The sequence below is a fragment of the Streptomyces sp. RLB3-17 genome, from assembly GCF_007113425.2.
GTDB classification, from domain to species: Bacteria; Actinomycetota; Actinomycetes; order Streptomycetales; family Streptomycetaceae; genus Streptomyces; species Streptomyces mirabilis_D.
Window position 1 is genome coordinate 4900847 of record NZ_CP041610.2, and the last position, 23034, is coordinate 4923880.

Annotated in this window: 23 protein-coding genes; 14 read left to right on the forward strand and 9 right to left on the reverse strand. The window is 71.1% G+C overall.

All coding sequences use genetic code 11. The annotated features are described in order from the left end of the window. Window positions 1-8: 8 nt before the first annotated feature. The gene (locus FNV62_RS22260; RefSeq protein WP_097289014.1) at window positions 9-518 is read left to right on the forward strand and encodes a roadblock/LC7 domain-containing protein; all 510 of its coding nucleotides are present in this window, start codon (window positions 9-11) and stop codon (window positions 516-518) included. A gap of 78 nt (window positions 519-596) precedes the next feature. Next, window positions 597-971: a hypothetical protein gene (locus FNV62_RS22265; RefSeq protein WP_054231414.1), complete on the forward strand. Its 375-nt coding sequence runs from the start codon at window positions 597-599 to the stop codon at window positions 969-971. 23 nt (window positions 972-994) lie between these two features. Here FNV62_RS22265 and FNV62_RS22270 read toward each other — a convergent pair whose 3' ends face one another. From FNV62_RS22270 to FNV62_RS22280, 3 genes are all read right to left on the reverse strand, one after another. Continuing rightward, window positions 995-1564, reverse strand: a complete 570-nt coding sequence (locus FNV62_RS22270) for a hypothetical protein (RefSeq protein WP_097285006.1) — start codon at window positions 1562-1564, stop codon at window positions 995-997. Window positions 1565-1668: 104 nt separating this feature from the next. Further along, entirely contained in the window at window positions 1669-2502 is an 834-nt protein-coding gene (locus FNV62_RS22275) for a MurR/RpiR family transcriptional regulator (protein ID WP_097289015.1), read from the reverse strand. Window positions 2503-2633: 131 nt separating this feature from the next. Beyond that, on the reverse strand, window positions 2634-4328 hold the full coding sequence (locus FNV62_RS22280; protein ID WP_143601863.1) for an aromatic amino acid ammonia-lyase: 1695 nt from the start codon (window positions 4326-4328) through the stop codon (window positions 2634-2636). A 142-nt stretch (window positions 4329-4470) separates the two neighbouring features. Here FNV62_RS22280 and FNV62_RS22285 point away from each other — a divergent pair, with 142 nt between their 5' ends. Genes FNV62_RS22285 through FNV62_RS22300 form a run of 4 tightly spaced genes read left to right on the forward strand, consistent with a single transcriptional unit; the run spans window position 4471 to window position 7778 of the window. Continuing rightward, entirely contained in the window at window positions 4471-5520 is a 1050-nt protein-coding gene (locus tag FNV62_RS22285) for an ABC transporter ATP-binding protein (RefSeq protein WP_144315568.1), read from the forward strand. Next, on the forward strand, window positions 5517-6158 hold the full coding sequence (locus tag FNV62_RS22290; RefSeq protein WP_054231410.1) for an ABC transporter permease: 642 nt from the start codon (window positions 5517-5519) through the stop codon (window positions 6156-6158). Before FNV62_RS22285 ends, FNV62_RS22290 begins: the two co-directional genes overlap by 4 nt. 1 nt (window position 6159) lies before the next feature. Further along, window positions 6160-6831, forward strand: coding sequence for an ABC transporter permease (locus FNV62_RS22295; protein WP_060898941.1), 672 nt, complete (start codon window positions 6160-6162; stop codon window positions 6829-6831). Between the two features lie 14 nt (window positions 6832-6845). Next, a complete protein-coding gene (locus tag FNV62_RS22300) occupies window positions 6846-7778 on the forward strand; it encodes an ABC transporter substrate-binding protein (RefSeq protein ID WP_067376126.1) in 933 nt (310 codons plus the stop codon). A 742-nt stretch (window positions 7779-8520) separates the two neighbouring features. Here FNV62_RS22300 and FNV62_RS22305 read toward each other — a convergent pair. Beyond that, entirely contained in the window at window positions 8521-9525 is a 1005-nt protein-coding gene (locus tag FNV62_RS22305) for a LacI family DNA-binding transcriptional regulator (protein ID WP_054231407.1), read from the reverse strand. Between the two features lie 193 nt (window positions 9526-9718). Between FNV62_RS22305 and FNV62_RS22310 the strand changes: the two genes are divergently transcribed. The 4 genes from FNV62_RS22310 (at window position 9719) to FNV62_RS22325 (ending at window position 12472) form a co-directional block, all read left to right on the forward strand. Beyond that, the gene (locus tag FNV62_RS22310; protein WP_143608289.1) at window positions 9719-10618 is read left to right on the forward strand and encodes an amidohydrolase; all 900 of its coding nucleotides are present in this window, start codon (window positions 9719-9721) and stop codon (window positions 10616-10618) included. Continuing rightward, complete coding sequence (locus FNV62_RS22315) at window positions 10615-11127, forward strand: cysteine dioxygenase (RefSeq protein WP_054237280.1); 513 nt, start codon at window positions 10615-10617, stop codon at window positions 11125-11127. The genes FNV62_RS22310 and FNV62_RS22315 overlap by 4 nt, the downstream gene beginning before the upstream one ends. Window positions 11128-11258: 131 nt before the next feature. Continuing rightward, window positions 11259-11924: a carbonic anhydrase gene (locus FNV62_RS22320; RefSeq protein ID WP_097289016.1), complete on the forward strand. Its 666-nt coding sequence runs from the start codon at window positions 11259-11261 to the stop codon at window positions 11922-11924. A gap of 110 nt (window positions 11925-12034) precedes the next feature. Further along, window positions 12035-12472: a hypothetical protein gene (locus FNV62_RS22325; RefSeq protein WP_164331738.1), complete on the forward strand. Its 438-nt coding sequence runs from the start codon at window positions 12035-12037 to the stop codon at window positions 12470-12472. A 479-nt stretch (window positions 12473-12951) separates the two neighbouring features. On the opposite strand, the gene FNV62_RS22330 is transcribed toward FNV62_RS22325, so the two are convergent. Further along, window positions 12952-14346: a cystathionine beta-synthase gene (locus FNV62_RS22330; RefSeq protein ID WP_054237278.1), complete on the reverse strand. Its 1395-nt coding sequence runs from the start codon at window positions 14344-14346 to the stop codon at window positions 12952-12954. Between the two features lie 143 nt (window positions 14347-14489). On the opposite strand from FNV62_RS22330, the gene FNV62_RS22335 reads away from it, so the two are divergent. The 3 genes from FNV62_RS22335 to FNV62_RS22345 all read left to right on the forward strand — a co-directional run bounded on the left by FNV62_RS22335 (window position 14490) and on the right by FNV62_RS22345 (window position 18073). Further along, on the forward strand, window positions 14490-15515 hold the full coding sequence (locus FNV62_RS22335; RefSeq protein ID WP_181651088.1) for an SGNH/GDSL hydrolase family protein: 1026 nt from the start codon (window positions 14490-14492) through the stop codon (window positions 15513-15515). 267 nt (window positions 15516-15782) lie between these two features. Beyond that, window positions 15783-17003 carry an acetyl-CoA C-acetyltransferase gene (locus FNV62_RS22340; protein WP_143601866.1) on the forward strand — a complete coding sequence of 407 codons (1221 nt, stop codon included), beginning with the start codon at window positions 15783-15785 and terminating at the stop codon, window positions 17001-17003. Between the two features lie 284 nt (window positions 17004-17287). Continuing rightward, the gene (locus FNV62_RS22345; RefSeq protein WP_143605436.1) at window positions 17288-18073 is read left to right on the forward strand and encodes a hypothetical protein; all 786 of its coding nucleotides are present in this window, start codon (window positions 17288-17290) and stop codon (window positions 18071-18073) included. Between the two features lie 25 nt (window positions 18074-18098). On the opposite strand, the gene FNV62_RS22350 is transcribed toward FNV62_RS22345, so the two are convergent. Beyond that, on the reverse strand, window positions 18099-18410 hold the full coding sequence (locus FNV62_RS22350) for a hypothetical protein (protein WP_179858193.1): 312 nt from the start codon (window positions 18408-18410) through the stop codon (window positions 18099-18101). A 103-nt stretch (window positions 18411-18513) separates the two neighbouring features. Here FNV62_RS22350 and FNV62_RS22355 point away from each other — a divergent pair, with 103 nt between their 5' ends. Continuing rightward, on the forward strand, window positions 18514-18744 hold the full coding sequence (locus FNV62_RS22355; protein WP_054237274.1) for a DUF4287 domain-containing protein: 231 nt from the start codon (window positions 18514-18516) through the stop codon (window positions 18742-18744). Between the two features lie 107 nt (window positions 18745-18851). On the opposite strand, the gene FNV62_RS22360 is transcribed toward FNV62_RS22355, so the two are convergent. From FNV62_RS22360 to FNV62_RS54645, 3 genes are all read right to left on the reverse strand, one after another. Continuing rightward, window positions 18852-19730, reverse strand: a complete 879-nt coding sequence (locus FNV62_RS22360) for a Bax inhibitor-1/YccA family membrane protein (RefSeq protein ID WP_060897735.1) — start codon at window positions 19728-19730, stop codon at window positions 18852-18854. A gap of 199 nt (window positions 19731-19929) precedes the next feature. Next, window positions 19930-21105, reverse strand: a complete 1176-nt coding sequence (locus FNV62_RS22365) for a 4-hydroxybenzoate 3-monooxygenase (RefSeq protein WP_060897734.1) — start codon at window positions 21103-21105, stop codon at window positions 19930-19932. 251 nt (window positions 21106-21356) lie between these two features. Then, complete coding sequence (locus FNV62_RS54645; RefSeq protein ID WP_225900329.1) at window positions 21357-22865, reverse strand: hypothetical protein; 1509 nt, start codon at window positions 22863-22865, stop codon at window positions 21357-21359. Between the last annotated feature and the right edge of the window lie 169 nt (window positions 22866-23034).

Below are 23034 nucleotides of genomic sequence, written 5' to 3' on the forward strand. Positions count from 1 at the left end.
GACTGCTGATGGCGGCGGAACCCGAAGTCCTCGACGAGCTGCACCGGTTGAGGGCCCGCGTGCCCCAGCTGACCGGTGCGCTGGCGGCCAGCGTCGACGGACTCGTACTCGCCCACGACACACCCGGAGTGGAACCCGAGGGCGTGGCCGCGCTCACCGCGGCCGCGCTGGGGGTGGCCGTGCGGATGGCGGACGCCACCGGGCAGGGCGAGTTCCGCGAGCTGCTGGTGCGCGGCGTCGACGGCTATGTGGCGACGTACGCGGCGGGCGGCTCCGCCGTGCTGACGCTGCTGGCCCAGGACCGGGTCAACGTCGGCCGGCTGCATCTGGAGGGGCGCCGTTCCGGTACCCGGATCGGCGAGCTCGTGGAGGCCGCGACGGCGCGCGGCGAACCGGTCGCCCCTGCGCGGGCTCCCACGCGGCAGGCCTCCATGCCGACGCGCACCCGTACGGCGCGCGGCACTCCCCGAACGCCCCCGACCCCCACCCCCAACACCCCTACCGCATCGGAAAGCTGACCGAAGAGTCGGGCCGAAAGTCGGACCGAAGGTCGGGCCGAAAAGTCGGACCGACAAGCCGAAAGGAAGAACCACACCATGACCAACACCGAAACCGCGCTGAAGGAAGCACTCGCCTCGATCGAGGGCGCGACCGGAGCCGCCCTCGTCGACTACACCAGCGGAATGGCGCTGGGCACGATCGGCGGCAGCAAGGGCTTCGACCTCACCGTGGCGGCGGCGGGCAACACCGACGTCGTCCGCGCCAAGATCCGCACCATGGAGCACCTCGGGCTGAAGGGCGAGATCGAGGACATCCTGATCACGCTGTCCGACCAGTACCACCTGATCCGGCTGATCAAGGGGCGCGGCGGCAACGGGCTCTTCCTGTACCTGGTGCTCGACGCCAAACGGTCCAACCTGGCGATGGCCCGGCACCAACTGAAGAGGATCGAGGCGGACCTCGAGGTGTAGCGACCTCCTGTCGCCGCCTCGGGTCAGCGGCGTCGCGCTCCGCCGGGCGCGGCGTCGCCGGCCGCCACTCCGGTGGCCCGGCAGGCCTTGACCGGCTTTCCGGCGGGAGCCCCGGCACGTCGGCCGAGCCAGTCGACGCGCACCCAGATCAGCGCCTCCTCGGCGCGTTCCCGGCGCCCGAGCCAGCCGGCCTTGAGCCACAGCCCGACGCCCGCGCCGGCGAGCAGCATGCCGCCCGCGGCGGGCACCGCGAAGGAGCTGCCGAGCGCGGCCACGAAGGCGAGCAGCAGCCACCAGCGGTGGCCCCGGCGCCAGTTGCGTACCGTCACGGCCCGGTCCTGGAGCACGTCCTGCTTGCTCGCGCGTGCGGCCGAGCGGACGAGTGCGGCGTACCGCTTCCTGCGGGTGTACGCCACCACGACGGCCGCGAGGATGAACAGCGCGGCCCCGGCCATGACCCCGATCCGGCGTCCGGTCAGCCCCGGCAACAGCATCCCGATACCGGCCGCGAACACCCCGAACCACCACAGCGGTGCCGCCCCGGCTCTCACCACGACGGCCACCCGAGCCAGCCCCTGCCCTCCGCGCGCCACGTTCTCCGCCTCCCGTGCTTGCGTCTTCAGCGTCTTTGGGCGGGCACGCTAACGAGCGAAGGTGAGACGAGTCTGAGAAGCGGGGCCACTCCACCGAATCGTGACTACTCCACGAACAGGCCTCTGGCCGCCGCCCGCGCGTCGAACTCCTCCAGCCGCGTCTGGGCGTCCGGGATGTCGTCGCACATCGCCTCCAGCAGGACGCGCCCGAGGAGCATCGGGGAGCAGGCCGTGTCGAAGGCGAGCCCGGTGCCGACGGCGGCGGGCAGCAGGAGGTCCGAGACCTTGGCGACCGGCGCGAACGCGGAGTCCGCGACCGTCACCACCGTCAGCCCGGCCTCCTTGGCGTAGGCGAGCGAGTCCACGACCTCGCGCGGGTGGCGGGGCAGCGCGAAGCAGAGCAGGGCGGTGGCTCCGGCGTGGACGGCCGCGTCGATGCGGTCGTGCAGCATGGTGCCGCCCTCGTGCAGCAGCCGTACGTCCGGGTGGACCTTGGCGGCGAAGTACGCGAAGCCGTACGCCTGGGAGGCGGCGGCGCGCAGCCCGAGCACCGGGAGCGGACGGGAGGCGGCGAGCAGCCGTCCCGCGCGCTGCACCGGGCGCGGGTCGGCGAGCACCTCGGCGAGGTGCTTGAGGTTCTCGATCTCGGCCTCGACGGCCTGCTGGTACTCGTTGTACGAGCCCGGAGCCGCCGTCTGTTCGCTGGGCGCGACCTCGCGCAGGTGCTTGCGCAGCGCCGGGTAGCCGTCGAAGCCGAGCGCGACCGCGAAGCGGGTGACGGAGGGCTGGCTGACCCCGGCGAGTTCGGCGAGTTCGACGCTGGAGAGGAACGGCACGTCGGCGGCGCTGCGCACCATGCTGTGCGCGATGCGCCGTTGGGTGGGCGTCAGCCGGTGCCCCTCGAAGAGCGCCTGCAGGCGCCCGGCGGCACTGTCCATCACGCTCTCGTCGGCATTCAGGCCGGCCTTCACGCCGGCAGTCACGTTCATGCCGGCCTTCACGCCGGCGTTCACGTCGGCCTTCATGCCGGCCTTCGCCTCCGCGCTCACGTCCGTGCTCCTGTCCACGCTCATGACTCGCTCCCCCTCCAGATGTCCGTGAACCGGTCGAGCAGCGCGGCCGCCGCCGTCACGTCGTCCGTCAGCGGCCGGTCGGTCTGGTCCAGGCCGAGCACGGACTCGGCCAGTTCCATCGCCCGTCCGACCGGCAGCTCCGGGTCGGGCCGCAGATCGCGCTGGCGCAGCGCCCGTACGGCGGAGACCAGTTCGCAGCCCACGACGAGACGGTAGGCACCGCACGCCCGCAGTGTCTGCCGTGCGGCGAGCGAGGCGAAGCTCGCCTGTTCCTCGACGCCCCGGGAGAGTACAGCGTGGCCGAGCGAGGCGGGCGCGGAGAAGGCGCGCAGGTCGCCGAGGGCGGCCGCGGCGGCGTACTCCAGGATCATCACGCCGGAGGACGCGGGCTCGTGGTCGGCGAGGAAGGGGCGCAGACGGGTGTAGGCGGGTTCGTTGAGGGTGGAGAGCCGGGAGGTCGACAGCCGCGCCACCTGTGTGACGGCGAGCCTGAAGTGGTCAAGGGCAAGGGCGAGTTGGGCCTGGTAGAAGCCGCCGTGGTGATACGCGGCCATGTCCTCGGGCGAGATGAGGGGGTTCTCGGCGGCGGCGTTGATCTCGACGACCAGGACCTCTTCGAGGGCGTCCGCGGCGTCCTGCGCGGGCCCGTGGATCTGCGGGACGCACCGGAAGCCGTACGGGTCCTGGATCCGCCCGAGCGGCGGGGTGGGCCGGTCCGCGGCTCCGATCAACTCCCGCATCCGACGAGCGACTTCGACCGAGCCCTGGTGCGGGCGTGCGGCGTGCACGGGCGCCGCGTACGCCTCGTGCGATCCGTCGACGGCCAGCAGGGACAGCGCGGCGACGACCTGGGTGGCCTCGATCAGCCTCCGCAGCTCGTCCAGGGCGAGCGCGGACTGCCCGAGGGTGAGGGCGTTGCTGCTGATGAGGGCGAGGGCGTCGTTGTTGTCGAGGGGCTGGGGTTCGGGGGGCAGGCCCTGCCCGACGGACGACACCTCCTCCCCGAAGGACGTCACCCTCTCCCCGAGACCGAGCGGCGACGGCCCCTGGGCCTGGACCGACGGAGCCTGTACCCGGGGCGGGGCGCCCTGCTCCGGGGACCGCTGCCCGGACGGTGCGGCCGGCACGGGCGGCGTCCGTGAGGCGTCCGGCCCCCGCCAGGGATGCTCCCCCACCAGCGCAAGGCCCACCTGGGCCAGCGCCGCGATGTCCCCGGTACCCACCGACCCGAACTCGTTCACGACCGGGTACGCGCCGGTCTCCAGGGCCTCGCACAGTGCCGTGACGACGGTGGGCCGCAGGCCCGCTCCGCCCGCCAGGAGCTGGTTGGCGCGGACGGCGAGCATGGCCCGGACCTGGCGGGCGGGCAGCTCCTCGCCGATGGCACCGGCATGGCTGCGCAGCAGGCGCAGCCCGTGCTCGGCGGCGGCCTCGGTCGGCACGTCCTCGTTCCGGTTGGCGCCGACGCCGGTGGAGCGCCCGTAGACGCGACCGGTGGCGGCGATCTGCCGGGCGGCGTCCCAGGACTGCTCGACGCGCTTCATCGCCTCGGTGCCGGGAACGGGCCGTGCGGCCCCGTCGGCGAGCCGCACGATGTCGGTGACACCGGTGCTGCGCCCGTCGAGCACCACGAGACCGGCGGTGAGACCGGCCACCACCGCACTCGACGTGTCCGCATTCCGAGACGACATAGAGCAAAAACTCCCCTCAATCCGGACATTGGATCTTGCCTGGTGGCCATAAGTAACCAGCGATTAACACCGGACCGTTGACAACCTATTCAGGTACAGAGAACTCTGCATGACGATATGCAGACCGGGCAAGGGACACCTCATGATCCAGTTCGACACGGTCCACAAGCGCTTCCCCAACGGCACCACCGCAGTCCACGACCTCTCTCTGGAGATGCCGGAAGGCGGCGTGACCGTCCTCGTCGGATCCTCCGGTTGCGGTAAGACCACCACCCTCCGGATGATCAACCGGATGGTCGATCCGACCTCCGGCACCATTCGCGTCGGCGGCAAGGACGTCCTCGAGCAGGACGCGGCCGACCTGCGCCGCTCCATCGGGTACGTCATCCAGCAGGCCGGCCTCTTCCCGCACCGCACGGTGCTCGACAACATCGCCACCGTGCCGCTGCTGCTGGGCTGGGGCCGCAAGAAGGCCAGGGCGCGGGCGGCCGAGCTCCTGGAGACCGTCGGCCTCGCCGCCGACGCCGGCAAGCGCTACCCGCACCAGCTCTCCGGCGGCCAGCAGCAGCGCGTCGGCGTGGCCCGCGCGCTCGCCACCGACCCGCCCGTCCTGCTCATGGACGAGCCCTTCGGCGCGGTCGACCCGGTCGTCCGCACCCAACTCCAGGACGAACTGCTCCGCCTCCAGAAGGAGCTCAGCAAGACCATCGTCTTCGTCACCCACGACATCGACGAGGCCGTCCGGCTCGGCGACCAGATCGCGATCTTCCGCACCGGCGGCCATCTGGTGCAGTGCGCGACCCCGGCCGACCTGCTCGCCCGCCCCGCGGACGACTTCGTCGCCGACTTCCTCGGCGCCGAGCGGGGCCTCAAGCTGCTCTCGCTCCAGCACCTCACCGACGTACCGCAGGGCCCGGCCCCCGAGGGCGGCGCCTGGACCCTCGTCCTCGACGAGGCCCGCAAGCCGCGGCACTGGCGCGCGACGGCGGACGACGCCGAACTCCCCGTACGACCGCTCAAGGACACCGACTCCCTGCTCGCGGCGCTCAACGAGTCGATCGCCTCGCCGACCGGACTGGTGGCACGTGTAGACGCCGACGGCGTGCTCACCGGCGTCACCTCCCGCGACGACATCCACGAGCACGCGAGCAAGGCGCACGGCACCCACGGCACCGCGAGCGTGGCGATATGACCGTCGACTGGTCCTGGATAGGCGACCACACCCACGACCTCACCTCCCTCGCCCTCTCCCACCTCCAGGCCGCGCTGCTGGCCGTCCTCTTCGGCCTGCTGATCTCCCTCCCGCTGGCCGTCGTGGCCCACCGGGTGCGCGCCCTGCGCGGCGTGCTCCTCGGCCTCTCGAACGTCCTCTTCACGATCCCGTCGATCGCGATCTTCGTCCTCCTGCTCCCGGTGAGCGGCCTGACCCGCACCACCACGGTCATCGGCCTGACGGTCTACTCCCTGGTCGTGCTGCTCCGGAACACGGTCGAGGGCCTCGACTCGGTCCCCGTGAAGACCAAGGAAGCCGCCAAGGCGATGGGCACCCGCCCGCTGCGGACCCTGCTCACCGTCGAACTCCCGCTCGCCCTCCCCGTGATCATGGCGGGCGTGCGGATCGCGACGGTCATGTCGATCTCCCTGGTCTCCGTCGCCACCTACATCGGCGACGGCGGACTCGGCCAGCTCTTCACGGACGGTTTCCAGCGCAACTTCCCGACACCGGTGATCGTCGGCGTGGTCCTGACCCTGCTGCTTGCGCTGGTCGCGGACGCGCTGCTGGTCGCGATCCAGTACGTACTCACTCCGTGGACGAGGCGGCGAGCCTGACATGTACGAACTCTTCAAGAACCTCGCCAAGTGGCTGGTCAGCGGCGATCAGTGGGCCGGCACCGACGGCATCGCGCACCGGATCGCCGAGCACCTGGAGTACTCGCTCCTCGCCACCCTCATCGCGGCCGCGATCGCGCTCCCGCTCGGCCTGCTGATCGGTCACACCGGCAAGGGCGCCTTCCTCGCCATCAACCTGTCCTCCTTCGGCCGGGCGCTGCCGACCGTGGGCCTGGTCGTCCTGGTCTTCCTGGTCAGCGGCCTGTCGCTGTGGTCGGTGTACGTGGCCCTCGTCGTCCTCGCGGTACCCGCCATCGTCACCAACACCTACGCCGGCATGAGCGCCGTCGACCCGGAGGTGAAGGACGCGGCGCGGGGCCAGGGCATGCGCGGCCACCAGGTCCTGTTCCAGGTCGAGATCCCGCTGGCCCTTCCCCTGATCATGACGGGCCTGCGTCTCTCCCTCATCCAGGTGGTGTCCACCGCCACGATCGCCGCGTACGTCAGCTTCGGCGGCCTCGGCCGGTACGTCTTCGACGGCCTGGCGCAGCGCGATCTCGTCCAGGTCCTCGGCGGGGCGGCGCTGGTCGCGATCGTCGCCGTCGTGCTCGACCTCGCGCTGGCCGGACTCCAGCGCTACCTGTTCCGTCACCGCCGTACCGCCGCCCACTGAGGAGCCGAAGAACCATGAACCGTAGGACTCTGCTCGGCGGCCTCTTCGCCGCGGCCTCCGTCCCCGCCCTGGCCGCCTGCAGCAGCGGCATCACCTCGCTGGACAGTTCCGGCGGCGGCAGCGGTGGCGGCTCCGGATCGAGCGCCGGCGGCCTGACCATCGGCACCGCCAACTTCAGCGAGAACCAGATCCTCGGCTACCTGTACGCGGGTGTCCTGGGCGCCGCGGGCATCAAGACGAAGGTCCGCCCCAACCTCGGCTCACGCGAGATCGTCGTGCCGGCGCTGGAGGGCGGCGACATCGACCTCCTCCCCGAATACCAGGGCAGCCTGCTCCTGTACCTGGACGACAAGGCCACGGACACCGAGGCCGGGGCGATGCAGAACACGCTGACGACGGTGCTCCCCGGCGGCCTCGAGGTCCTCCCCTACGCGGCGGCCGAGGACCGCGACAGCTTCGCCGTCACCAAGGAGACGGCGGCCAAGTACGGTCTGACCTCCCTCGCCGACCTGCGCAAGGCCAACGGCAAACTGGTCCTGGGTGCCGCCGCCGAGATGAAGAAGCGGGTCGTCGGTGTCGTGGGCCTCAAGGACCGCTACGGGGTGGAGTTCAAGGAGTTCAAGTCCCTCGACTCCTCGGGCCCGCTGGTCAAGGGCGCGCTGAAGAAGGGCGACATCGACGTCGCCAACGTCTTCACCACGGACGTGGACGTCATCGAGAACGGTTGGGTCGTCCTCACCGACCCCCTCAACCTGATCCCCTCCCAGCACATCGTCCCCCTCATCGCCTCCCGCAAGGCCGACGCGAAGGTCCGCAAGGCCCTGGCCACCCTCGGCAACGTCCTCACCTCCGAGGAACTGACCAAGCTCAACCGCCTGGTGGACAAGGAGAAGAAGGACCCGGACGCGGTCGCCAACACCTGGCTGAAATCCAAGAAGCTGGCGTGAATCCCTCCCTCGGGGCCGCGCCCCAAACCCACTGGATGGTTCTTCGGCTGCCGCCCGGCGGGGGCTGGCCGCGCAGTTCCCCGCGCCCCTGAAAACCCCGGGCCGACCAGCGTTCCGGGGCGAGGTCAGAGGCCGCGGCCCCGTGAAGAGCCGGGGCTGCGCCCCAGATCCCCGCTTGCCTGTAGTCGTTCGGCTGCCGCCCGGCGGGGGGCTTGTCGCGCAGTTCCCCGCGCCCCTGAAAACCCCGGGCCGACCAGCGTTCCGGGGCGAGGTCAGAGGCCGCGGCCCCGTGAAGAGCCGGGGCTGCGCCCCAGATCCCCGCTTGCCTGTAGTCGTTCGGCTGCCGCCCGGCGGGGGCTGGTCGCGCAGTTCCCCGCGCCCCTGAAAGCCTTGGGCCGACCGGCGTTCCGGGGCGAGGTCAGAGGCCGCGGCCCCGTGAAGAGCCGGGGCTGCGCCCCAGATCCCCGCTTGCCTGTAGTCGTTCGGCTGCCGCCCGGCGGGGGCTGGTCGCGCAGTTCCCCGCGCCCCTGAAAGCCTTGGGCCGACCGGCGTTCCGGGGCGAGGTCGGAGGTCGTGTCTCTGTCGCCCCGGCCCGCATCTTCAGCCCGTCCGGCGTTTGAGGACGAGGCCGTTCAGGCCGTGCGGGGGTCCAGGGGGCGCAGCGCCCCTGGCGGGGGTCTGGGGGCGGAGCCCCCGGGCAGGGATGGGACGGGTAGGGGCGGCGGGGGCGAGAACCCAGGGGCTATACCCGGACCGCTGAGCCCCGTTCGCTCATCCTCGGCGCGCACAGGATCCGCTTCTTCCGCACCCGTTTCCCCTCGATCGCCGCCACGGTCAGGCGCGCCGCCTCCGCGGCGATCTCCGGGAGCCCCCAGTCCACCGTGGTCAGCGGCGGGGTGAGGACCCGGGACACGGGATGGTCGTCGAAGCCGACCACCGAGACGTCCCGGCCGACGGACAGCGAGGCCTCGGCGGCGGCGGCGTACACCCCGTACGCCAGCGAGTCGGAGAAGCAGAAGACGGCGGTCGCGGGCCGGGGCCCGTCCAGAAGGCGTCGGGCGACGACCGTGGCCTCGCCCAACTCCTGCGGACACGGAACCAGTTCGGCACGCAACCCGAGCCGTTCGGCGGCCTCGCGGACGTACACGTCGGCGGGCCGGTCGGGCGTGCTCGGCCGGGTCGGGGTCAGCACGGTCACCCGGCGGTGGCCGAGCCCGTACAGATATTCCAGGACGGAGTCGATGCCGGCCCGGTTGTCGAAGATGACCTGCCCGGCGGTACGGGCCGTGCTGAGCGAGTCCCCGACGGCCACCACCGGCAACGCGTCGGCGATCGCCGCCCACTCCTCGGCCGAGGGGTTCACCGGCGACACCAGCAACGCGTCGACACGCTGGTCGCGCAGCTGCTTGGCGAGCTTCAGCTCACGGTCGGGGTCACCGCCCGCGTCGAGGATCAGCGCGTAGCGGTCGCCGGCCAGCAGCTCCCGGCCGATGGCGGCCATCAGCTGCTGCTGCCAGAGATCCTGAAGGTCGCCCGCGAGGACACCGACCATGCTGGTGCGCCCGCTGGCGAGGGCGCGGGCGATGGGGTCGGCCTCGTAGCCGAGCTCGGCGGCGGCCTTGCGCACCCGTTCCTCGGTCTCCTTCGAGACGTGCTTGCCCCGCAGGGCGTAGGAGACGGCGGCGGTGGAGAGACCAGTGGCCTCGGCCACCTCCCGGAGGGTGGTGCGCTTATTGGGCCTGGCCATGCCGGGAAGCCTACCGGGACACGTCCACATTGTGAGCGCAAGGCCCGGCCGACCCCGGGTCGCCCCCTGGTCGGTCCTCCGGCCGCCCTGCCACCCACACCCCGTCCGACCGCTTGACGCCCCCTTGTTAACCGCTTAAGTTAATCGCATCAGTGAAGCGCTTAACCTCAGTACACCCAGCGAGGACCGCCGCGTGCCCACCGACGTCCACCAGCACATCTGGCCGCCCGCCTTCGTCGAGCTGCTGCGCGCCCGCACCGCACCGCCGTACCTCGACGGCTGGACCCTGCACCTGGCGGGCGAGCCGCCGTACGAGGTCGACCCGGCCGACCACGACGTCGCGGCCCGCACCGCACTCGCCCACGCCGACGGCCTGGACCTGGCCCTGGTCTCCCTCTCCAGCCCGCTCGGCATCGAACACCTGCCGCCCGCCGAGGCCGCCCCGCTGCTCGCCGCCTTCCACGACGGCGCCCTCGCCCTCCCGGCCCCCTTCGGCGTCTGGGCCTCGCCCTGCCTGTCGGCACCGGAAACAGCCCCGGACGCGGTCGAGCGCGAACTCCGCCGGGGCTGCGCGGGTCTCCAGCTCCCCGCCACCGCCCTGCTGGACGCGGCCGGCTGGGACTTCTGCGCACCCCTCCTCGACGTCCTCACCCGCCACGACAAGCCGCTGTTCGTCCACCCGGGCACGGCCCCGCCCACCCCGGGCACCCCGCCCTGGTGGCCCGCGCTGGTCCCCTACGTCCACCAGATGCACGCGTCCTGGTTCGCCTTCCGCGCCTTCGGCCGTGCCCGTCACCCACGCCTGCGCGTCTGCTTCGCCGCCCTCGCGGGACTCGCCCCGCTGCACGGCGAACGGTTCGCGGCGCGCGGCGGCGGGCGCGGCGAGGTCGACTTCGACGCCTTCTACGAGACCTCGTCGTACGGGACGCGCGCCGTGGACGCGCTCGTACGGGCCGTCGGCATCGACGTGGTCGTCAGCGGCAGCGACCGCCCCTACGCCTCGCCCACCGTCCCCGACCTCGGCGCGGCCGCCGCCGTCCACGCCCTGCGCACCGTCAACCCCGCCCGCCTCCTGAAGGGAGCCACCCCATGACGTACGAGGCCCTGCCGGACCGCACGCTCGACAAGCGCGAGCTCCAGGCCCTCGTCGACGACCTCGCCACCCGCCCCGAACTCTGGCGCGAACAGGTCGCGTTCTCCGACGAGGAGCGGCACTACGCGTCGCTGTACCGCGACGAGTACGTCGATGTCTGGCTGCTGTGCTGGACCCGGCGCAACGACACCGGCTGGCACGACCACGACATCTCCTCCGGCGCGGTCGGCGTCGTACAGGGCGCGCTGACCGAGTCCAACCCGCGCATCGGCGGCAGCCATCTGTCCGTCACCGTCGGCGCGGGCGAGTCCTTCTGTTTCGGCCCCGAGCACATCCACCGCCTGACCGGCGCCACCGACGACGCGGTGTCGATCCACGCGTACTCGCCGCCGCTGTGGCGCCTGGGTCAGTACGACATCACCGAGGACGGTCTGATGCGCCGGATCTCCGTCTCGTACGCGGACGAGCTGCGACCCCTGGACCTTCCCGTGGACAGCTCGGCCGCCTGATCAAGGGGCGGTATCGCGGCAGCGATGATCCGACGACGATTCAACCAAGGATCATTAAATCGACACTCAGGGTGAGTGCGCGTGTGCGTACGGTGATCGAGCGCTACAAGCACAACTCCCGAGGGAGCGTCATGCCCCCTAACCGCAGGGCCTTTCTGGCGGCGACCACCGCCTCCGTACTCACCACCACCGCGTCGACTCCGGCCGTCGCCGCGCCCCGCTCCCGGCCGGCGACCGCCCGCGCGGCGCTCGACGAACTCCTCGCGGGCAACCGGCGGTACGCCGCCGGGCAACCCCGTCATCCGCACGAGGAGCGCGCCCGGCGGCATGTCCTCGCCGCCGGGCAGCACCCGTTCGCGGTCGTCGTCGGCTGCATCGACTCCCGCGTCCCGCCCGAGCTGGTCTTCGACCAGGGGATCGGGGACCTGCTCTGCATAAGGACCGCCGGGCAGGTGCTCGACGAGGCGGTCCTCGCATCCGTCCAGTACGGGGTGGAGGAGCTGGGCGTTCCCCTCGTGCTGGTGCTGGGGCACGAGCGCTGCGGGGCCGTCGCGGCGACGCTCGAACACCTCCGTACGGGGGAACCCGCGCCCGGCCATCTCGCCCTTCTGGTGGACGAGATCACTCCCGCGGCGCTCCGCACCCGGGCGGTGCCCGGGGACTGGGCCGACCACACCGTGCGGGCGCAGGCGGCCTGGGTCCGGGACGCGATCCGGGCGGACCCGGCCTTCACCGCGGCGCATGTGGCCGCCGCGCGGTTCGACCTCGACTCCAGCCTGGTCACCCTCCTCCCCTAGGGCCTGTCCGGCGGGTGTCGGGCCGAATGTGCCCCCGGGGGTGCAGCCCAGTCCCAACAGGGGGGCTATCCCCAGTGCCACGGGGGCCGTCGCTCCCTAACGTGAACTGCATGACCGGTAGGGAAGCGGGCGGCGACGCCGAACTGAAGAAGGAACTCGACGCCACCCTGCACGCGCGCAGGGAATTGGGCGAGGAGTACGAGTCCGCGCTCGTCGACTCGTTCCTGGCGAAGGTCGAACAGCGCCTCGACGGCGCGGTGGACCGCCGGGTACGGCGGCAGCTGGCCGAGCAGCAGATGGTGGTGGCCCGCGGTTCGCGCTCCCCGCAGGGGGCGACCGACTCGTGGGGGGAGCGCTTCGGTTTCGGGATCGTGTCACTGGTCCTGGCGGTCCCTCTGTCCGCGATCGGCGGCGGCCTGGCGCATCTGCCCGGCCTGTTGGTCGCCTGGGCCGGCATCGTCGGCGTCAACGTGGTCCAGGCCGCGCGCGTCACCCCGAACTTCTTCGGCCGCCGCAGGGCGAAGTCGGACTCCGACTGGGAGGACTAGGGACTCCGACGGGGAGGACTGGGACCTGGAGCGCGGTACATCGTCGGGCACGTGGAGAGGGCCCGGCACCTGTGACAGGTGCCGGGCCCTCTCCACGTGTTGCGCGGGGACCGCCGCACCCCCGTTACCGGGGGGCGGGACGACGGCGGTCCCCGCGAGGGACGCGGGCCGGGTCAGGGCCGGGCTTGCGCGTCCGTGGCGTCCATGGAGGTCCGGGAGCCGCTCCGGAGGTCCTTGGCGCCGTTTTGGCGTCGGCCGGGGCGGGGAGCCGCTCCCGCCCTGCCGACACCCACTAATGTGCCGGACCCGTGTTAAGCGGGTGCTGCGCGGACGTGACGCGCTCGTACCACTTCCGCGAAGTTCCCTGCCGAAAGGCAGGAAGATCCCCCTCAGGAGGGGAACTTCGGGAAATATCCTCCTGCCACCTGCGGAAATCGCCCCGACCGGCGCCTTCTTGCCCGCGGGCCGCCCGTCGGCGCCTACTGCTTGGCGCCGCCCTTGGCGAGGAAGGACAGCAGGTCCTGGCGGCTGACGACACCGGTGGGCTTGCCCTCGACGAGCACGATCGCCGCGTCGGCGCTGCCGAGCACGGACATCAGGTCGCCGACCGGTTCGCCGGAGCCGACCTGCGGCAGCGGCGCCGACATGTGCTTCTCCAGCGGGTCCTGCAACGAGGCCCGCTGGGTGAACAGGGCGTCGAGCAGCTCCCGTTCGACGACGGACCCGACGACCTCGGCGGCCATCACGTCCGGGTGACCGGCGCCCGGCTTGACGATCGGCATCTGCGAGACGCCGTACTCGCGCAGCACCTCGATGGCCTCGCCGACCGTCTCGTCCGGGTGCATGTGGACGAGGGAGGGGATGGCGCCGGACACCTTGTCGTTGAGCACGTCCGCGACGCGCGCGCTCGGGCCGGAGTCCTCCAGGAACCCGTAGTCGGCCATCCACTCGTCGTTGAAGATCTTGCTGAGGTACCCGCGCCCGCTGTCGGGGAGGAGCACGACCACGACGTCGTCGGGTCCGAGCCGCTCGGCCACCCGCAGCGCGGCGACCACGGCCATCCCGCAGGAGCCGCCGACGAGCAGGCCCTCCTCCTTCGCGAGCCGCCGCGTCATCTGGAAGGAGTCCTTGTCGGACACGGCCACGATCTCGTCCGCGACCGTGCGGTCGTAGGCCGTCGGCCAGAAGTCCTCACCGACGCCCTCGACGAGGTACGGCCGCCCGGACCCGCCGGAGTACACGGACCCCTCCGGGTCGGCGCCGACGACCTTGACCTTGCCGTCGCTCGCGTCCTTCAGATAGCGCCCGGTCCCGGAGATCGTGCCGCCGGTGCCGACGCCCGCCACGAAATGGGTGATCCGCCCCTCCGTCTGCTCCCACAGCTCGGGGCCGGTGGAGTGATAGTGCGAGAGGGGGTTGTTCGGGTTGGAGTACTGGTCGGGCTTCCAGGCGCCGGGCGTCTCACGGACCAGCCGGTCGGAGACGTTGTAGTACGAGTCCGGGTGCTCCGGGTCGACGGCCGTGGGGCAGACGACGACCTCGGCGCCGTACGCCCGCAGCACGTTGATCTTGTCAGTGCTCACCTTGTCGGGGCAGACGAAGATGCACTTGTAGCCCTTCTGCTGGGCCACGATGGCCAGCCCGACCCCGGTGTTTCCGCTGGTGGGCTCGACGATCGTGCCGCCGGGCTTGAGGGCGCCGCTCTCCTCCGCGGCCTCGATCATGCGCAGGGCGATGCGGTCCTTCACGGACCCGCCGGGGTTGAAGTACTCAACCTTCGCCAGGACGGTCGCCTGGATACCCGCGGTCACGTTGTTGAGCCTCACCAGCGGGGTGTTGCCGACGAGACTGATCATCGAGTCGTGGAATTGCACCGTTGTCTCCGGAGCTGCGTTTTAACAGGAATGGTCCCGTCAGCCTAAGGCCCTGGGTGACGGTTCACTCGCCGTTGAGATTGGCCGACCTGCTCCACGGGGCAAGCAGTGTTTGTACGGCTACGAGGAGGTGGCGGCGACGTATGTCGAGCTTGTCGAGGGCGAGGGTGGCACGGCGGATCGCGGCGGGCGCGGCGTACGGCGGCGGCGGGATCGGGCTGGTGGGTGCCGCGGCGGTCGGGCTGGTGCTGGCCGAGGTGCAGCTGGCGAAGCGCCATGTGGGCAACGGGCACGCGCACGCGCCCCGCGCGGACGGTCTCTACGGGTACGCGTACGCCGTGCAGGACGGGCCGCCGCTGCGGCTGACCATGCTGGGTGACTCGACGGCGGCCGGGCAGGGCGTGCACCGGGCCCGCCAGACGCCCGGCGCGCTGCTGGCGTCCGGGCTCGCGGCGGTCGCCGAACGCCCCGTGGAGATGTGCAACGTCGCGCTGCCCGGTGCCCAGTCCGACGACCTCGACCGGCAGGTCGCGGTCGCCCTCGCGGACACCTCGCGGGTGCCGGACGTCTGCGTGATCATGATCGGCGCCAACGATGTCACCCACCGGATGCCGCCGACGCGGTCGGTCCGCCATCTGTCGGCCGCGGTGCGACGGCTACGTACGGCGGGGGCGGAGGTGGTCGTCGGGACCTGCCCCGACCTGGGCACGGTGGAGCAGGTCCAGCAGCCGCTGCGCTGGCTGGCCCGCCGCGCCTCGCGCCAGCTCGCCGCCGCGCAGACCATCGGCACGGTCGAGCAGGGCGGCCGTACCGTCTCACTGGGCGACCTGCTGGGACCCGAGTTCGAAGCGAATCCGCGCGAGCTGTTCGGCCCCGACAACTACCACCCCTCGGCGGAGGGGTACGCGACGGCGGCGATGGCCGTCCTGCCCACCGTCTGCGCGGCGCTGGGCCTCTGGCCGGCCGAGGAGGAACGCCCGGACGTCTCCCGTCGCGAGGGCTTCCTGCCGGTCGCGCGGGCCGCGGCGGAGGCGGCGTCCGAGCCGGGCACCGAGGTCACGGCCGCCATGCCCACGGGGCCGCGGGGCCCGTGGGCCCTCCTCAAGCGCCGCCGGCGCCGGCGTGTCCCCGCCACGGACCCGGCTCCCGCGCCGACGCCGTCCGCGTGAGACGGCGGGTGCGTGGGACGCTGGGCGCCGAGGGTGTGTCCTGCCGCTGCGGGTGCGTGGGGGCTGGTCGCGCAGTTCCCCGCGCCCCTGGGCCGGGGCTGCGCCCCGGCCCAGGGGCCCTGGATGCCTCCGGCAACCGAGGCGAGGAAAGCAAGCGCTTAGAAATGCGGTCCTAGTCACACCGTCGGAGCGGTGACCCGGGCGGTACGGGCGGGTAACTTCCCAAGCAGCCCTGCCCGTCCTCCCCATAGCGCCCATGGAGCCGTGATGCCTGAAGCCGTGATCGTCTCGACCGCCCGTTCCCCCATCGGCCGCGCTTTCAAGGGCTCCCTCAAGGATCTCCGCCCGGACGACCTCACCGCCACGATCATTCAGGCCGCCCTCGCCAAGGTCCCCGAGCTGGACCCCAAGGACATCGACGACCTGATGCTCGGCTGCGGCCTCCCCGGCGGCGAGCAGGGCAACAACCTCGGCCGCATCGTCGCCGTGCAGATGGGCATGGACCACCTCCCGGGCTGCACCATCACCCGTTACTGTTCCTCGTCCCTCCAGACGAGCCGCATGGCCCTGCACGCCATCAAGGCCGGCGAGGGCGACGTCTTCATCTCGGCCGGCGTCGAGCTGGTCTCCCGCTTCACCAAGGGCAACTCCGACTCCCTCCCCGACACGCGCAACCCCTTCTTCGCGGAGGCCGAGGCCCGCACCGAGGCCGTGGCCCACTCCGAGGGCTCGACCTGGCACGACCCGCGCGAGGACGGCCTCGTCCCGGACGCCTACATCGCGATGGGCCAGACCGCCGAGAACCTCGCCCGCATCAAGGGCGTCACCCGCCAGGACATGGACGAGTTCGGCGTCCGCTCCCAGAACCTCGCCGAGGAAGCCATCAAGAACGGCTTCTGGGAGCGTGAGATCACCCCGGTCACCACCCCCGACGGCACGGTCGTCAGCAAGGACGACGGCCCGCGCGCGGGCGTGACGCTGGAGGGCGTCCAGGGCCTCAAGCCCGTCTTCCGCCCCGACGGCATGGTCACGGCCGGCAACTGCTGCCCCCTCAACGACGGCGCCGCCGCCCTCGTGATCATGTCCGACACGAAGGCCCGCGAGCTCGGCCTCACCCCGCTCGCCCGCATCGTGTCGACCGGCGTCACCGGCCTCTCCCCCGAGATCATGGGCCTCGGCCCGGTGGAGGCCAGCAAGCAGGCCCTCCAGCGCGCCGGCCTGACCGTCGACGACATCGACCTCTTCGAGATCAACGAGGCCTTCGCCGCCCAGGTCATCCCCTCCTACCGCGACCTGAACATCCCGCTGGACAAGCTGAACGTGAACGGCGGCGCCATCGCCGTCGGCCACCCCTTCGGCATGACCGGCGCCCGCATCACCGGCACGCTGATCAACTCCCTCCAGTTCCACGACAAGCAGTTCGGTCTGGAGACGATGTGCGTCGGCGGCGGCCAGGGCATGGCGATGGTCATCGAGCGCCTCAGCTAGTCCGTACGGGTAACCAACGCTGAGCCCAGCGTGACCGAATCGGCCCAGAGCCCAGTAACCACCGGGACTCTGGGCCGATTTGTGATCCAATCCCCCCCAAGATGTGACCTATCTCCCCCCGGAGAGCGATTTACGCAGGTCAGAGCCACTGTGCGACTAAACCCCAGGGCCAAAGTCCTGTCCTATTCGTGACGTTACGCACTGACAGCAGGATGGTCCGCCCTTCAAGCTGATGTAGGAAGTCGGGGGGTCGACTTTGAACCGGGAGTACGTCAGTGAGCGCCATGCCAATTGCTCTGCTGCTCACCACCGCCGCGACCGCGGCCGTGGGCGTCGCCGTTCTGCGCACCCTGCAGGGTCTGCGCCGGCAGGTCGCGGCCCTGCACCACGAGCTGGCCGAGAGCCGCGCCACGACCGTCCCGTACGGCCTCGTACCGGCGGCGCGCTCGGCCTCCGACACGGACGAGATACGCGCTGCCGTCGCCGAGGCGCTCGCCGAGGAGCGGGAGCGGGAGCTCGCCGAGGCACGGGCGTTCTGGGCCGCCCAGGAGGCGCGTGACGCCTCGGACGCGCCCTCGCTGCTCGGTCTGCCCGACAGCGAACTGTTCATGCCCCGCGAGTCGGACTTCTTGACCCTGGAGCCCCTGGAGCCGGTCACCGAGGCGGGCCTCGACGCCGACGAGTACGCGGGTGACTCGCCCGAACTGGCCGCGGCCCGTCGCCGTCACCCCTCGCACCCGGACTTCATCCCGGTCCAGTCACCCGTCGTGAACGACCACGAGCGCACGGTGTCCTGCCTGGAGGAGCTCGCCGAGTCCCGCACGGAGCTGGCCGACGTCCGCCCCGGCCCGCTCGGCACCCTCGACGTCTACGTCTTCGCCGACGGTACGACCCTGTGCATGACCCCCGGCCACCGCGAAACCGCGGAACGGCTGGCCGCGGCCCTGCGCGCCGGTGAGACCCCGGTCCTCCTCGGCGGCTCCGGCGTCTCCGGCGCCTACGCCCTGACCTTCGCCTGCGGCGAGGAGAGCATCTACATCCTGGCGGACAGGGTCATAGCGTCCCTGTAGGTCCCTGCAGGGCCCTGTACCGGCTTCACACCCCGGCTCTCTTCTGCGCCTCCTCCACCAACATCAACGCCTCCGCGAGCTCCCCCTCGTTCCTCAGGACGACCGCCAAATCATGCGCCGCGACGGTGATTTGATCGGCGACGGCGAACATCCCCGCGTCCGGCATCTCCAAGGGCTCAGCCGCGGGGTCCTCCACACGCTGCGCCCATCGCGCCAACTCCCTGGCCAGCCCCAGCGCCTCCGCGGCGGCCCCCCGTTGCAGCCGGCTCTGCGGCGCGGCCCGCAACCGGTCGGCGAAGTGGTCCACGGCTCGGGTCAGCGGCGTCGTATCAAGCACGCCGCGAGACTACGCGCCGCGACGGGACTGTTGCCAACAACCGAACCCTCAGGCACCGTGGCGTGAAGGACCGGCTTACACCCCATTGCGTCCGGAGGCGCCGATGTCCCAAGTGTTCTCCCAGGAGACCCATCGCAATCTGCTCGCCCGCATTCCCCACTGCACCGGTCGTGAAGTATCCGACTGGTTGCGCACCGTCGACGAAGGCCCCGCTCTCTTCCGCTTCGAGGAGAAGGTCAGCTGGCTCCGCGCCGAGCACAACCTCGCGTACGGCCACGCCAAGGCGATCATTCATGAGTACGACTTGAGGAGGGCCGCGCGCAAACTGCTCTGAGCGCGCACCACCACCAGGACCAGGCATCCCCATGGCAAAGGGCCCGCGAACCGTTGGTTCGCGGGCCCTTCAGGTCGCTCACCGGCCCGTTCGGCCGGCGGGGTCGGCTAGTCGTCGCCGCTGAAGATGGCGACCAGCCGCAGCATCTCGACGTAGATCCACACGAGGGTCATGGTCAGGCCGAACGCGGCCAGCCAGGCCTCCTCCTTCGGCGCCCCGTACGCGATGCCGTCCTCGATCTGCTTGAAGTCGAGGGTCAGGAAGAACGCGCCGATCAGGATCGCCAGGATGCCGACGACCGCGCCCAGCGGGCCCATGCTGCGCAGTCCGCCGTCGCCCGCAACACCGAAGGCGACGAGCAGCAGGTTGACCGCCATGACGACCACGAAGGCGATCGCGATGGTCATACCGATGCGCGCGTACCGCGCGGTCACCCGGATCCAGCCCGCCTTGTAGACGAGAAGGGTCGCTCCGGACACCGCCATGGTGCCGAGCACGGCCTGGAAGGGCGCGCCGCTCCACCGGCTGTTGTACATCTCGCTGATGACCCCGAGGAAGACGCCCTCGAAGGCGGCGTAACCGAGGATCAGCGCGGGCGAGGCCGTGCGCTTGAAGGACTGCACCATCGCGAGGACGAACGCGACGAGCGCGGCGCCGATGGCGAGCCCGTAGCTGGTGCTGGACACCGGAAGCAGCGCCCAGGCGAGGATCGCGCCCACGGTGACGGTGCCGAGCGTCATGGCCGAGCGCATGACGACGTCGTCCATCGTCATCCGGCCGGTGGAGACCGGGGCCTGCGGCGGGGCACCCTGCTGCAGGTCCTGCTGGGCGTAAGGGTTCTGCGCGTAGGGGTTGCCACCCTGCGCGTACGGATTGGCCTGCGTGCCGACAGCGGGTCCCCCGGCCTGCGGCGCCGCGTTGAATCCCGCGTAGCCGTTGTCGCGGCTGAACCCCCGTCGCGAGAAGACCGGGTTGCTGCTCCTCATTTCACTCCTCCATGGCCACCGTGCGTGGGCCTTGGCTCAAGGGTAATGGGTAGGCAAAGGATTGACCCTACTGCTTGGGGAGGATCTTTCCCTCACGCTGCCAAGGTACGCGTGTGTCCCCCGGCCCGCGCGCACTGGTACCAAGCCGTGACAGGCCCCTTGCGCCCTGCCCGGCGGGGGTCTCGGGACTCCGCGGCGATCAGTCCAGAGGAAACCCGGTGTAACCCTCCGCCAGATCCGTCTCCGCCGCCCGCGACGTGGCGATCCGGCGCAGCCTGGCCAGCTGGACGCGGTCCTCGAAGGGGGTCGCGTCCGGGGCGCGGTGCAGCAGGGTGGTCATGTCGTACGAGAACCGCTCGGCCTGCCAGACGCGGCGCAGACAGGTCTCGGAGTACGCGTCGAGACGTTCCGCCGATCCGGTCTCCTCCAGGTGGACCAACGCGCGGGCGAACGTCACCACGTCGCCGACGGCGAGGTTGAGTCCCTTGGCGCCGGTCGGCGGAACGATGTGGGCGGCGTCCCCGGCGAGGAAGAGCCGCCCGTGCCGCATGGGCTCGTGGACGTGACTGCGCATCGGGGTGACGGACTTGGAGGTGATGGTCCCGCGCTCCAGACTCCACCCGTCCGCGGTCTCCAAGCGCCGCTCCAGCTCGTCCCAGATCTCCTCGTCCGCCCACGAACCGGCGTCCGTGCCCTCGGGCACCTGGAGGTAGAGCCGGGAGACGACGGGCGAGCGCATGCTGAGCAGGGCGAAGCCGCGGTCGTGGCGGGCGTAGACCAGTTCGTCGTGGGAGGGCGGCACGTCCGCGAGGATCCCGAGCCAGCCGAAGGGGTACGTCCGTTCGAATACACGGGAGTGCTCGGCGGGTATCGCCCGCCGGGCCACCCCCCAGAACCCGTCGCAGCCGACGACGTAATCGCACTCCAGCACGTCCTCGCGCCCCTCGTGCCGGAAGCGGACCCGCGGCCGCTCGCTCTCCGCCCCCTCCACCGCCAGCGCCTCGGCCCCGAAGAGCAGCGGGCCGCCCTCCTCGAGCTGGAGCGCGATGAGGTCCTTGCACACCTCCGTCTGGGCGTACACCATCACGGAGCTGCCGCCGGTCAGGGCGGGGAAGTCGACCCGGTGCCGCTCCCGCGCGAACCGCAGCTCGATCCCGTCGTGCCGCAGCCCCTCCCGGTCCATCCGCCCGCCGGCCCCGGCGGCCCGCAGCACGTCCACCGTCCCCTGCTCCAGGATCCCGGCGCGCTGGCGCTGCTCGACGTACGCCCGGTCGCGGCTCTCCAGCACGACGGAGTCGATCCCCGCGTTGTGCAGCAACCGCGCCAGCAGCAGGCCGGCCGGCCCGGCTCCGATGATTCCGACGGTGGTACGCATCCGGCACGCCCCTTCGCGTTCCGCTCAACCCATGATCGCGGTGTTCGACTTCGCCGCACGGTTGTTCATGTTGCTCGTCTTGCCCAGCTTGTTCGTCTGGTGAAATTTACTTCACCATCTTCGCAGGAGTCTCCGCTCGCACACGCTCACTGTCAACGGTTGACGAAGAAATCCGGAGCGGGGCCCGGAGCGCCGGGCGGCGCCTGGGTCCGGGTCCCGCCCCGGTGTGCGTCAGGCGTGCCCGCCGTACGTCAGTGCAGGTTCTGGACAGCCGAGTCGGTGAAACCGACGGCGAAGACCGAGCGGAGCGACAGATTGTCCGTACCGTTGTAGCCGTCGCAGGCGTTGCCGTTCTCGGAGATGGCCGGGAACTCGTACGGGTACGAGGCCCGCAGCGAGGTGCCGGCGCAGATGCCCTCCGTCAGCCCCCACAGCTCGTCCACCTGGGTGGCGTCGAGCTTTGGCCAGTAGCTGAGGGCCTGCGGCGAGCCGACCGCCCAGTTGCCGCCGGAGGCGCAGCTGGTCACAGCCCGGGTGTCACCCACCCAGGTGTGGGAGAACACCGCGGGCTTGGTGCCGCAGCCCTTGCTGAAGGCGAAGTTCAGCAGGCCGGCGCTGTCGGTCCAGGTCATGCCGCCCTGCAGACCCCAGTAGCCGGGGAGCGTGTAGGCGTCCTGGATCACGGTCTTGCCGCCGGACATGTTCAGCAGCCCCGGGTAGGTCGAGGCGCTCGTCGGGTTGAGCTGGTAGCGCACCACGCGGCCGCCTGCCGCCGAGCCGTACCACTCGCCCGTGACCAGCTTGTAGGGGCTGCCGCCGGTCTTGTCGAGGGAGAGCCAGGAGTAGCAGAGCTGCTGCGCGTCGGGCGTGCCGTCGCCCGCGTCGGTAGCGCACGAGTCCGGCGTGCCCGACTGCTGGTAGTAGTGCACCTCGGGCAGCACGTACGGGTAACCGCAGGCGCTGGACGTGCCGCCGCTGACCCCGTACGAGTTGAGGCCGGAGCCATAGGTGTCGACCTTCGCCATCTTGTTGATGTCGAAGACCCGGATGCCGTGGGCCGTGTCGGTGACGTAGATGTAGTTCGCGTACCAGGCGATGCCGCCGCCGTGACCGGTGACGAACTTGAAGTTCGAGGCGCTGGACGAGGTGCTGGTCGGCTCGGCGAGCAGGACGTGGCGGTACTTGCCGGTGTCCCTGTCGATGAAGGTGAGCTTGAGCAGGTTGTTCGTCTTGCAGCCGTCGTTGGCCTCGAGGTCGCCGGCCGAGTCGGTCTTGAACGTCTTGTAGTGCCAGGCGACCGCTGTGACGTGCTTGCCCTGGATGGCGCCGTCACCCCCGTCGGCGGTTCCGGTGGTGCTCATGCCCTGCGGGAACCAGCGCGGCGTGTTGTCGTCGGCATGCGCCGAGGACCAGCACCAGGCGACCTTCTTGGTCACCGGCGGCAGCGCCTTCGTCTCGTCGCCGGCGCACGCGCGCATGGAACGCAGATTCATCCAGGTGTCGGTGGCCCCGGACGAGTTCTTCGTGAAGTCGGTGGTGACGACGTCCGTGAGGTTGACGTGGTTCGTCAGGACGTTGTTGTAGAGGTTGTTCGTGGCCGACTCGTAGCTCGTGTCGGTCATCTTGAACTGGTCGGTGCCGAGCGTCAGTTTCGACACCACGGGATCGTCCGCGGTCGCGGGCTGCACCGTGAGCCCGCCGAACAGGGCTGCCGTCGCCGCGAGGACCGCCAGCGGTCTGAGTGTCCGTATGAGTGCCACACGCACCCTTCCATCGGATGAACGGAGCATGCCTCCGTTCGGAACATGACATGTCAGATGGAGATCATAAGGGCCGTGTTTCTTCCTGTGGGCGAAGCTCGAACGGCCATGCGGCGATGCCGAGTTGCCCCTGAAGAGCGTCGCGCTGATGCGCCGGTGTTCACGGTGG